The organism is Wolbachia endosymbiont of Nilaparvata lugens (assembly GCF_007115045.1).
In the GTDB taxonomy this organism is placed as follows: Bacteria; Pseudomonadota; Alphaproteobacteria; order Rickettsiales; family Anaplasmataceae; genus Wolbachia.
Genome location: NZ_MUIY01000001.1, coordinates 1,009,639 through 1,021,021 on the forward strand (window position 1 = coordinate 1,009,639; position 11,383 = coordinate 1,021,021).

The following is an 11,383-nucleotide window of genomic DNA, read 5'->3' on the forward strand; positions in this document are numbered from 1 at the left end:
CGCACAAGAATTAGAAAAGTTCATCAACAAAATCCCAAGATGCTGGGGAAAAAACATCAGAAGAGTTGGAAAGAAATTTAAACCCGAATGAAGCCAATAATGATATATTCTAAAATCTATCAAGAATACGAGATGGACAGAGTCATTAATGAATAGTTTTATAGCCGCTGTTTCTTTGGGATTTGGCTTCCTTCTAGGAAAAATTCTACAAACGAAGCTGTTTCTAAAAATCTAGAAAACGCTGCTGTTGAACAACCCCTACCCTTATATATATAAAATGACAAATTTTATAACTAAGAAAGTACTTCCCCATTTTCAAAGCACTGCATACAATAGAATTATATTGCAGTGCCTTATACTCATCCTGAGATATAGGAAAACAATCTATACAACATTTTAAGCTGGCTCAGAGCGCTGGCAAACCCAATAGCATAATTTACAAGGAGGACTTATGAATAAGAAATTTCTCTATTCACCATTATCAATAAAAAGCATAGAAGAAAACGGAGTATTTTCTGGCTATGCGAGCGTTTTTAATATAGTTGATAAGCAAAATGATCTGATATTACCAGGAGCATTTAAGAATAACTTAAATAAAAGTCAGATAAAACTTCTTTGGCAGCACAATCCGAGCGAGCCTATAGGTAATATTACGGATATTTGCGAAAATGATATTGGCCTATATATAACTGCACATTTGCTTTTGGGTATTCAAAAAGCAGAGGAAGCATATTTAATGCTAAAAACTGGAACTATTAACGGGCTTTCGATTGGCTATATACCGATAGAGTATGATGTTGATCATGAAAGCGGAGCTCGAGTGTTAAAACAAGTGGAGCTATGGGAAGTTAGTTTAGTCACTTTCCCTGCAAATTTGTCAGCTCAGGTAATCAACGTAAAAAATCAGCACAATGACAAGAAATGCTAGCAAGAGCAATAGAAAAAGCAAATTCTGTGCTTACGAACATGTGTATTTCTGCTTAAAGTGTGTAAAAGTTTAACACTTGCATTAATATTTACTTAATATCCATACTAATATATATAATTTAATTACTATTAAAATTAAAAAACGAGGTAATTTTATGCTAAATGCTAACGATAAGGTTAATTACGAATCTAGTATTAAACAAAAGGAAAAAAATACAGCTTATCCACTGTGCTTGCTTGGCTATATCTAAAAACAATCGGACAAATATTGCCAGGGAGATGGAATAAATGGGCAGAGAATATTCGATACCACAATAAGGTTATTGTGGATAGTGGAGTTCATACTGATGATCTTTTAAATTCTAACAGAGAAAAGGAATTGAAGGATGAAAATGAGAGATTAAAAGAAAAGTTGAAAGAAGGTAGTAAGAAGGAGGAAAATCAGTCAAATTTAAATCAGGAATTAACTAAAAAAGAGAAAGAAATTACTGAGCTTAAAGAACAAGTAAAATCATTAGGAGAGGAAAAAGAAATATTTGCTAAATTTTTTGCAGCACAAGCACAGCAGATTGAAGACTTAGAATTAGAAAATGAAGAGTTAAAGTCTAAACTTGCAGGACTTAAAAAGAGTTATAAAGAATTAGAAGCAATTGCACAAAAACGAGGAGAAGAATTTTTAGCACAGCTGAAGGAGAAGTCTGAGGAGATATTACATTTTCAGAAAGAATTAATTGAGTGCAGCAAAGAATTTGCAAATAAAAACAGAAATGCTCTCAGTAAGGTTAGAAGAAAAAGATGGGAAAATAGGTAGTTTAACGCAATTAAATGAAGTATTAGAACAAGAGAAAAAGGAAATGGAGACTAAAAATAACGAACAAAAGCAAGTTATATTTGATCTAGAGAAAAGAATAAAAGAGCAAGACGATTTGATAAATTCATTTCGTGAAAATAAAGATATAAATGAAACTGTGAAGAAAGGTAATGAAAGCCTAAGAGCGCAAAACACAGAACTTAAGAGTAAATTTAGTAAGTTAAACAACGAGTCTGATACTAAAATAAAGCAATTAGAAAATCAACTTAAGGAGAAACAAGCAGAATTCATACAAGCTGAGGAAAAAATACTAAATTTAGAAAAAAAATTGGAAAGTGCTCAGCAACAATTAGAGCAAAAAAATACTGATCTAACAAATCAATTAAAAGGTTCAATTAGTAAACTACATGCTGCTGAAATAAAGAGAAAAGAATTAGAAGATGAAATTAACGAATTGAAGGAACAAGTACAGGCATTAGAAGAAAGTAAAGAGTGGGAATCAGCGGGAATAGATGATAGCTTAAAGCAAACTCATTTGAATCTGATAGAAATGTTAAAAAAAGAACTTGCAAAGAAAGAGAAACAGATTGAGCAATTACAAGAGAAACAGAAGCAAGTAGAAGATCAATTGAAAGCTGATATTAAAAAACTACAGGGAGAAAAAGAAAACATGGAAGAACAATTAAGAATAATTCAACAAAAACTGTTAAATAATCAAGAACAACAAAAGTTGGAAGAAAAGTTAAAGGATGTTGATAAAAGGTTAGAAGATAGTGATGGAGAAATTCAAAAATCACAAGGGCAAGCAAAAACTAAAGATATGGAATTTTTTTCAAGTAATATTGAGTTGTCACAACTGGCATCAAGCATACGAGATAAATTTTTATCCCCAGATCAGGAAATGTGTAATCAGACTCAAGGAGGAGTAAACGAGTATCAATTAACAGATAAAGCTAAAAAAGAATATAAATTAAACGAGGTAAACCATATGCCTAATTCTTCCATAAGTTACACTACTTCATCAAACATTCAGGGATTAGCTAGATAACTAGAGTAGGCTCTTAGCATAAAGTATTAGCTCCTCCTTTGTTAAAGTGTAGGAGCTGTCTTCCCAGTGTTGTCGTAGCAATTCTAAGTTTCTACCTAAACTTTTTCCTGGTTGATGACCTATGATTATTAAATCATCCCCAGATAAAGGAAATTTTGGAATATTGAATATATGAGCAAATGAAATATACTCATCAACATTTGTTCCAGACTCAATACCACAAATCTTCATTAAGTCACAATATAATTCCTTACCAAATAAAGATATGTATTTCTTTTGCTCTTTTTCTGAAAGCTCTGTTTTGATATTGTTTGATAATAAAAATAATATTTTTTTCTTTTGCTTATTTGAAAGACGTAGAAGTTTGCTTACATATTCTCCAAGATTAAGCCTATCTTCGGCAGTTCTAAGAAGCAAAGCTAATTTTGTTAGTGCATCGATTAGATTCAAGCTGGGATCTAGGAAAGGAGTATGATCATACGCTGAGGGTTTTGTAGGAGGTTTAGTGTTGATAAGAAGTGGTGAAGATAAAATTTCGCATTTTACTTCTTTTGGAATAATTTTTTGTAAAACATCAGATTTTTGCATGCTCTTAAGTGTTGGAGCAGGATCATTGCATTCCAACAACTTAAATATTTCTTCTCTTATTCTCTCTCCAGAGAGGTTTTGAATCATGTGTGAATGCTTTTTGCACACATCCAATATTTCATCACTTAAATCTCCTATGCATATTTTAGCGTGAAAACGAAACGCTCTTAAAATACGTAGATAGTCTTCCTTAATCCTATCTTCAGCGTTACCTATAAAGTTTAACTTTCGTGTTTTTAAGTCCTGAATGCCACCAAAGTAGTCGTATATATGGCCATGCTTGTCTGCATAAAGAGCATTAAACGTAAAGTCGCGCCTTGAAGCATCAGCTTGCCAATCATTAGTAAATTCTACCTTCGCATGTCTACCGTCACACTTTACATCATGCCTTAGCGTTGTAATCTCAAAGGATCTTTTATTTAAAATCGCAGTAATAGTTCCATGTTTTAAGCCAGTTGGAATAGTTTTTATATTACGAAGTTTTAACGCTTTAACTGCTTGATTAGGCAGCAGATTAGTAGCAAGATCGATGTCGTGAATGTCACGCTGTAAAATTGAATCTCTAACACATCCACCAACAAGCCTTGCCTCACCACCAAATTTCTCTATGGCCTCAATAATTACACTAGTTTCGTGATCAATTTGCATTTAGGTTACACATACTGAAAATCATGTTACAAAAAATGCGAAACTTTTGCAAAAATCCTCATATAAAAATATATAGGCAGGAGAGTGGTAAAATAAGAGGGTAAAGTGATAGAGTAAGTCTACAACAAATCCAGTGCCTAGAAACTTATAAGTATAAAAGTAATGTTAAAATACAATGTTTTCGATGATTATAAAAAAGCTGGATGAGCCACTTGCATGACACCTTTGTAGCCTTCTCTTGTCATCCCAGTACCTGCTCAAGTAACTGACACTGGTTCCCTTTATGATGGTGTTATCCGAGTAGCTCATCCAGATTTTATCAGGAACGTTGATTACTCTTTATTCTTCGCCCTTCCTGCACGTTTACGCTCATTTGGATCGAGGAACTTCTTACGCAAACGTATAGATTTTGGAGTTACTTCTACCAATTCATCATCGTCTATATATGCTATCATATCCTCCAGTGTCATTATTTTTGGTGGAGTAAGCTTTATAGCTTCATCGCTACCTGAAGCTCTTACGTTTGTTAATTGCTTACCTTTAAGTACATTTATTTCTAAATCATTGTCACGACTATGCTGACCGACAATCATACCACAATATACCTTATCTTGTGGCTTAACAAACATAATTCCCCTATCTTGTAGATTGAAAATTGCATACGCTACTGCTTCGCCTTTGTCTGTTGAAATTAAAACCCCATTACGCCTTCCGGAAATTGAACCTTTATGTGGAGCATAACTGTGAAATAAACGGTTGATTATACCAGTGCCGCGAGAATCAGTTAAAAATTCTCCTTGATAGCCAATTAATCCCCTTGATGGCACTAAAAATGTCAACCTAGTTCTGCCACTACCAGAAGGTCTCATATCAGTTACTTCACCTTTTCGAAAGCTAAGTTTTTCCATGATGATTCCACTATACTCATCATCTACATCAATTACTACTTCCTCTATAGGTTCAAGTTTTTTGCCATCTTCTTCTTTAAACAGCACTCGAGGCCGTGAAACTGAAAGTTCAAAACCTTCCCTTCTCATATTTTCAATCAGTACCCCAAGCTGCAACTCACCACGTCCACCTACTTCAAATGCTTCACCACTTGGAGCCAAAGTTACAGTAATTGCAACGTTTGTTTCTGCTTCTGCATATAAACGATCTTTTATAACAGTTGAGGTAAGTTTTGTTCCCTCTTGCCCAGCAAAAGGTGAGTCATTCACGCTTATAGTAATCGCCATTGTTGGCGGGTCAACTGGAGTTGAGCTGATCGCAGTTGTAACTTCTGGTGCTGCTATAGTGTCTGAAACTGAAGCTTTCTCAAGTCCTGCAATGGCAATGACATCACCAGCTACAGCTTGCTCTACTGGAACGCGTTTTAAGCCAGAAAATGAGAGTAACTTAGTTAATCTCCCTCGCTCAACCACTTGACCATCAAGATCAATTACCTTAAGATCTGAGTTAACTTGCGCGATTCCTTGGTAAATCTTTCCTGTCAATATTCTGCCAAGAAATTTATCAGATTCAAGTAAAGTAACTAGCATAGCAAAAGGTGCATTTTGATCATAAACGGAAGGTTTTATGTAATCTATCACCGTTGAAAATAATGGGCTTAAATCTTTTCTCTCATCAGATAGCTCCTTAGCACACCAACCATTTCTACCTGAAGCATAGAGTACTGGAAAATCTAGTTGCTCGTTGGTTGCATCAAGGTTAAAAAATAACTCATATATTTCATTTAGTACTTCATCAATTCTGCTGTCTGGTCGATCAACCTTATTGATTATCACAATCGGTTTTAAATTTGCCTTTAGTGCTTTTGAGAGCACAAATTTTGTTTGTGGCATTGGACCTTCTGCAGCATCAACCAGTAGTAATACACCATCTGCCATGCAGAGCACCCTTTCCACTTCTCCACCAAAATCCGCATGTCCTGGTGTATCAATGATATTGATTTTCTCATCACCCCACATTATTGACGTACATTTTGCAAGTATTGTAATCCCACGTTCACGTTCTTGATCACCACTATCCATCACTCGTTCTTGAACTTCTTGATTCTCACGAAACGTGCCACTTTGTTTTAACATGTTATCAAGTAAAGTAGTTTTTCCGTGGTCAACGTGTGCAATTATTGCAATATTGCGGATTGATTTAAATTCACTCATTTCTTATCATTTCAAATTTAATTTAATAACAAGTATACGTATAATATATTTAGAGTAAATAACTAAAGCCGTGCTTTCAGAGTATTTTAGGCAGATCATGGAACTCTAACAAAAAGGTTTCATGTTCGCTGTACTTTGTAGCAACTAACACCAAGACAAAGAAGAATCTTGCTTTAGCAGTACATTTATATAAAATTAAAATAAACTAAAGTAATCATTTAAATGCTAACAAGATTCGCTCCAAGCCCAACTGGCTACCTACATGTAGGAAACATACGCACTGCACTCATTTGTTGGATGTACACACGTAATCAAAATGGAAAATTTTTACTACGTTTTGATGATACTGATCTTGAGCGTTCAGATATCAAATATGTAGATAATATCATAGAAGACCTAAAATGGATTGGCATAAATTGGAATTCAAGTTTTAAGCAATCAGAGCGTTTTGAGAGCTATAACGAGGTGTTCTTACAGTTAATGAAAGAAGGTCATATTTATGCATGTTATGAAACAAGAGAAGAATTAGACACTCAACGAAAATTGCAATTAAAACAAGGTCTTCCCCCTGTTTACGATAGAGGTGCGTTGCTTCTAACTGAGCAAGAGAAAATTCGTTATGAGCAAGAAGGACGAAAACCACATTTCAGATTTAAATTGAATAGAAGCGAAATTGTAAAATGGAATGATGAAGTTAAAGGTGAAATAAATATTGCAACAATTCACATTAGCGATCCTGTGGTAAAAAGAGAAGATGGAATTTATACATACATGTTACCTTCTGTTGTTGATGATGTTGACTTTAATGTAACCCATGTTGTACGCGGGGAAGATCATGTAACTAATACCGCAGTTCAGATCCAAATTATTAAAGCATTAAAAGCGAAAATTCCTATATTTGCTCACCTTCCCCTACTATATTTTGATGATAGCAAGATATCGAAACGGAAAGGTGGGTTGGATATTAAGTCCATAAGAGAAGATGAGATTGAGCCAATGGCGCTAACTAGCTATTTAGCAAAATTTGGCACATCTGATCCGATAGAAGCTCATGTTGATATGCAGTCTTTAATTAACTCATTTGATATTAAAAAATTTAGCTCAGCATCTGCACAATTCAGCTTGAGTGAAATGTATAAGCTAAATAGCAAAGTGCTGCAACAAATGCCATTTGAAATGGTGCAAGATCGTTTAAGTCAAATTGGCTCAGAGTTTTGGTATTTTATAAGGAGTAATATAGAAAAGTTTTCTGAGGTGGCCAAATGGTGGAAAACATGCAAATTTGGTATAGAGCCTGTGGTTCTTAATAAAGAGTTTATAAAAATAGCGCTAAGTTCATTGCCTAAAGGTGATTGTAATGAAAACACATTATCAGAGTGGGTTAAAAATATTCGACAGACAGTTGATATAAAGGCAAAAGATCTATTTATGCAGTTGCGCCTCGCTTTAACAGGAACAGAAACAGGTCCAGAACTCTCTAAATTATTAATTTTTATCGGTAGAGAGAGCATTGTTGCAAGGTTAGAAGAAAGCCAAAGAATTATACAAAAGGTTTAAATGCACCGAATGTATTTTGAATGACACCAATAAGCATTGTTCAGGGAATGTGAAAATATTAGATTTCTTGTCATTCCAGTTTCTCTCCTGTCATTCAAGTAGCTAACACTGGAATCCATAATCTCGCCAAAACGTTGTATTTTAAAATAACTTCTATACATATCCCATATTTCTGTATCCCAGTGTCAGCTACTTTCATGACAACATTTAGTTGTTTTTTCTCGTCTACCTTATTTTACTACTCTGCTGAACGAATAACACCAATAGTTAATCTCATGCTGAAAGATCATTTTATGGTCCAAGTCAGTTCTTTTACAGGTCACTTCCAAGCTCATCAATTTTTCCAAGATCTCTTTAAGTTCTGAAAGTTGCAAACTTTTTAAATGAGATTTAAAACTCTGCAATTGTTTGAAGAACAATGGAGGACTCAGCTGGTCAATTGCAGCTTGTTCTTTCATTCCACCTTGTATTAACAGCAAAACGCTTTCCAGTCGTAGAAAATAATTTGATATGATACGGATTAATGCTATCGGTGAAAAATTCTCTTGTAATATCAATACATCGGAAATTTTGATGAATTGTCCCATGTCTTTACTCACTATTGCAGAGCACAGATTATCAAGTGTAACATAATCATTGCCGGAGGTTGAAAAGCATAGATCTATATCAGCGAGTTTAAGATCTTTTCTTTTTCCTAGATATAAAACTAATTTTTCAAGCTCTGAATATATAGGCAGTTTGCTATGATTAAAATAAGACTGCAAGTGGTAGATTATCTCACTTGTGCACTCTATATCATTTTGTTTCAAGTAACTTGATATAATATCACAAAGATTACTACCGTTGTCCTTATAGCAGGTAATGACACCAAAAATTTTTGAGCTTTCCATATAACTTTTAGTTGTAGAACTATATGGAAGATCATTTGCTATCATTACTATATAATGATCGCCTATATTATGATCCAATATGTTTCTTAACTCTTTAGATATACTTCCACTGACATTTATCAGCTTAACTAACCTTTTTTTAGTAAACATCGAAATGTTTGCCAACTCGGAAAATAACAAGCTAGGCAACTTATTCACTACTGCAAAATCCATCACCTGAACTGAATACTCATTCAAGTTGGCAATTATTTCCTGTACAAAAATATCGACCTTACTATTGTCACTCCCATGAATTAATACACCACTTAAAGTATCGGGTTTCTCAAGGAATTTTTTAACTTTAGATGGCGTGATTCTCATGCCATCTATATTATATTATCACTACTTGGTGGTACATCATTTGATTGCACATCAGTTTCCAACAATTCTGAGCTTTCTTGATTTGCTGTATTCTGCATATCATCAGACACTTCTTTCTTTCCCGTAACATAATTATAAAAATTTTTTATAGGCTGTCCTATATATCTAGAAAAAAATCCTTCGGCCATATCTTTCACTCCACAAATTAACAATTAGCACATAAAAACAACGTAGCAAAAACTACTTTACGCTCAGATAGTTACACTCATTTGTTAATGAATTATGAACTTCCGAGACCAAAATTAAGTCGATCTACTTAACACCAATCTTATAAAATAAGCAATGATTAAATACACAGCTGCGATAAGTATAATTGCAGGTCCAGTTAATAAGTCAAAACTTGCAGATAATATCAAACCTGATACTCCAGAAATCACAGAAAAAACTGTTGCAACAATAATCATTTGCATTGGAGTTTTTGAAATGAGTCTTGCTGATGCAGCAGGTATTAACAAAAATGCAGCAATGAGTAATATTCCTATTAATTGAGCAGAAATTGCAATAAAGATAGCGAGTATAATCAAAAATTCTAGCCTAACAAAATTAACATTTACTTTCTCAACTGTTGCCAAATCTTGATTAATCGAAATCATCAGCCAATAGCGCCATCTAAATATTAATATCAAAGTAACTATTACGGAGGTTAGAAAAATTGATATTATATTACTTTGGTCAATCATTAATATGTCACCAAAAAGTGAGCTAATAATACTATTATTACCTGATGGAAGAAAAGACATAAGTATTAAACTCGATGATAAAACTACATTGGTAACTATGTTCAATATCGTATCAGCAGAGTATAATTTATTAAAATTAAGAGAAAGTAGTATAGCAAACATAATTGCAATGAGCATTATACTTACCGATGGGCTGATATTAAAGATCAAAGCAAGTGCAATACCAAGCAATGAAGAATGGGACAAACTATCACCCAAATACGATAACCTTTGCCATATCATAAATGACCCTAGAGCTCCTGTTACGAGGCTAATCATAATTACCGCAATTAGACTGTTTATAAAAAAACTCTGTGTAAATATCTCTAACATGCTATCAGATAACTGACAACAAATCTATCTTCAGATATTAAAACGTTATGGGTTCTGCATGCAGAACCCGTCGTCATAAATTCAAAATTTAAATTCTTTTGCTCCATAAGATAAGATTTCATTGAACAATCGCGTATCTTACCAGTACCTATTATCAAAATCTCTATTTCCTCTGTTAAAAAAGATTTAAAATACTCCTTGTTATTTATATCACTTTCTTTCAATTTAATCACCTTTTCAGGAAAAATTATAATTGAGCCATGATATTCTTGATTATTTACCCAAAATCTTTCTTCCCTGTAACCATCTATAAGATTTTTCTTCTTGGAAATTAAGGGCATAAATCAAACCATTAATTCCGTGTCGCACACCCACCATTCTGGATATTCCTTTTTGATATTTGCCGCTGCAGCTTTTGCACTTTCTTCACTATCAAACATTCCAAAACACGCTACACCACTACCTGACATACGAGAAAGTATAGAGCCTTCTTGTGACTCTAGTGTTGATATTACATTCTGAATTTCAGGTACAAAACCTATTGCTGCTTCTTGAAGGTCATTTTTTGTCTCTTTAAGAAGCTCTAACAAATTCTCCTCAGTGTTATCACTCCACTTAATTGGATTAGAGAAATCCTCTTTATACTTGGAAAATACTTCTGATGTATTCAAAAACTTTTTTTTTGGTTTCACAAGTACCAGACTTATGGGTAAAGAGCATTGTTTAATGGGACATAATTCCTCACCAATACCTCTAACAAAAACTGGCTTACTATCTACACTTGCAGGCACATCAGCACCAACGCTTAAGGCTATATCACTTAAAATTTGCCTATCAATATCCCACAGCTCTCCTAGCGTGCGTATCACAGCTCCAGCATCTGAGGAACCACTACCAAATCCTGCAGCAATTGGTACATTTTTTATAACCTTTACAGTGACTTTAGTTCGTATAGGAGCGTACCTAAGCAGTAGACTCAATGCTTTCGTTATAGTATTATATCGATAATTTATTTTAAACTCAGAGTTTACAAATTGAACTGTAGAGTTATCATATCTAAAGTTTTTTTCTCCTACTTTTATCTCTAAAAAATTAGAAAGTTTAGCAAAGACAACCAAACTTTCAATTAAATGATACCCTCTTTCTTCTCTATTTATAATATGTAAAAAAAGATTGATCTTTGCAGGAGCCTTTACACACAAACTTTCCATCTGTATATCTTCACTAACACTATCTTATTTACTATACTTGAAATGCCACTTCAGTCAAACTTTATACAC

General features: G+C 33.8%; 11 protein-coding genes. 4 read left to right on the forward strand and 7 right to left on the reverse strand.

The window, feature by feature from the left end:
• Positions 1–451 precede the first annotated feature (451 nt).
• The 3 genes from BWZ41_RS05005 (at position 452) to BWZ41_RS05010 (ending at position 2,786) form a co-directional block, all read left to right on the forward strand.
• Positions 452–928, forward strand: coding sequence for an HK97 family phage prohead protease (locus BWZ41_RS05005; RefSeq protein WP_241653920.1), 477 nt, complete (start codon positions 452–454; stop codon positions 926–928).
• A gap of 228 nt (positions 929–1,156) precedes the next feature.
• The gene (locus tag BWZ41_RS08065) at positions 1,157–1,738 is read left to right on the forward strand and encodes a hypothetical protein (protein WP_241653921.1); all 582 of its coding nucleotides are present in this window, start codon (positions 1,157–1,159) and stop codon (positions 1,736–1,738) included.
• Entirely contained in the window at positions 1,659–2,786 is a 1,128-nt protein-coding gene (locus BWZ41_RS05010; protein ID WP_241653922.1) for a coiled-coil domain-containing protein, read from the forward strand. Before BWZ41_RS08065 ends, BWZ41_RS05010 begins: the two co-directional genes overlap by 80 nt.
• On the opposite strand, the gene BWZ41_RS05015 is transcribed toward BWZ41_RS05010, so the two are convergent.
• Positions 2,787–4,022: a CCA tRNA nucleotidyltransferase gene (locus tag BWZ41_RS05015; protein WP_143689599.1), complete on the reverse strand. Its 1,236-nt coding sequence runs from the start codon at positions 4,020–4,022 to the stop codon at positions 2,787–2,789.
• A gap of 332 nt (positions 4,023–4,354) precedes the next feature.
• Positions 4,355–6,184, reverse strand: a complete 1,830-nt coding sequence (gene typA, locus BWZ41_RS05020) for a translational GTPase TypA (RefSeq protein WP_143689600.1) — start codon at positions 6,182–6,184, stop codon at positions 4,355–4,357.
• 222 nt (positions 6,185–6,406) lie between these two features.
• Here typA and gltX point away from each other — a divergent pair, with 222 nt between their 5' ends.
• On the forward strand, positions 6,407–7,741 hold the full coding sequence (gene gltX, locus BWZ41_RS05025; RefSeq protein ID WP_143689601.1) for a glutamate--tRNA ligase: 1,335 nt from the start codon (positions 6,407–6,409) through the stop codon (positions 7,739–7,741).
• Positions 7,742–7,971: 230 nt separating this feature from the next.
• Here gltX and holA read toward each other — a convergent pair whose 3' ends face one another.
• The 5 genes from holA to BWZ41_RS05050 form a co-directional block, all read right to left on the reverse strand.
• On the reverse strand, positions 7,972–8,991 hold the full coding sequence (holA, locus tag BWZ41_RS05030; RefSeq protein ID WP_143689602.1) for a DNA polymerase III subunit delta: 1,020 nt from the start codon (positions 8,989–8,991) through the stop codon (positions 7,972–7,974).
• 5 nt (positions 8,992–8,996) lie between these two features.
• A complete protein-coding gene (locus tag BWZ41_RS05035; protein ID WP_015588477.1) occupies positions 8,997–9,179 on the reverse strand; it encodes a hypothetical protein in 183 nt (60 codons plus the stop codon).
• Between the two features lie 114 nt (positions 9,180–9,293).
• Positions 9,294–10,103 (reverse strand): metal ABC transporter permease, encoded by an 810-nt coding sequence (locus BWZ41_RS05040; RefSeq protein WP_015588476.1) that lies wholly within the window; start codon positions 10,101–10,103, stop codon positions 9,294–9,296.
• Positions 10,097–10,444 carry an Mth938-like domain-containing protein gene (locus BWZ41_RS05045; protein WP_017532635.1) on the reverse strand — a complete coding sequence of 116 codons (348 nt, stop codon included), beginning with the start codon at positions 10,442–10,444 and terminating at the stop codon, positions 10,097–10,099. Before BWZ41_RS05045 ends, BWZ41_RS05040 begins: the two co-directional genes overlap by 7 nt.
• A gap of 3 nt (positions 10,445–10,447) precedes the next feature.
• Entirely contained in the window at positions 10,448–11,314 is an 867-nt protein-coding gene (locus tag BWZ41_RS05050) for a 4-(cytidine 5'-diphospho)-2-C-methyl-D-erythritol kinase (RefSeq protein ID WP_143689603.1), read from the reverse strand.
• Between the last annotated feature and the right edge of the window lie 69 nt (positions 11,315–11,383).

What these genes read in the sequence shown, in the direction of transcription:
- BWZ41_RS05005 (WP_241653920.1), top strand. Translation starts at nt 452, where the DNA reads ATGAATAAGAAATTTCTCTATTCACCATTATCAATAAAAAGCATAGAA.
- BWZ41_RS05015 (WP_143689599.1), bottom strand. Translation starts at nt 4,022, where the DNA reads ATGCAAATTGATCACGAAACTAGTGTAATTATTGAGGCCATAGAGAAA.
- typA (WP_143689600.1), bottom strand. Translation starts at nt 6,184, where the DNA reads ATGAGTGAATTTAAATCAATCCGCAATATTGCAATAATTGCACACGTT.
- gltX (WP_143689601.1), top strand. Translation starts at nt 6,407, where the DNA reads ATGCTAACAAGATTCGCTCCAAGCCCAACTGGCTACCTACATGTAGGA.
- holA (WP_143689602.1), bottom strand. Translation starts at nt 8,991, where the DNA reads ATGAGAATCACGCCATCTAAAGTTAAAAAATTCCTTGAGAAACCCGAT.
- BWZ41_RS05035 (WP_015588477.1), bottom strand. Translation starts at nt 9,179, where the DNA reads ATGGCCGAAGGATTTTTTTCTAGATATATAGGACAGCCTATAAAAAAT.
- BWZ41_RS05040 (WP_015588476.1), bottom strand. Translation starts at nt 10,103, where the DNA reads ATGTTAGAGATATTTACACAGAGTTTTTTTATAAACAGTCTAATTGCG.
- BWZ41_RS05045 (WP_017532635.1), bottom strand. Translation starts at nt 10,444, where the DNA reads ATGCCCTTAATTTCCAAGAAGAAAAATCTTATAGATGGTTACAGGGAA.
- BWZ41_RS05050 (WP_143689603.1), bottom strand. Translation starts at nt 11,314, where the DNA reads ATGGAAAGTTTGTGTGTAAAGGCTCCTGCAAAGATCAATCTTTTTTTA.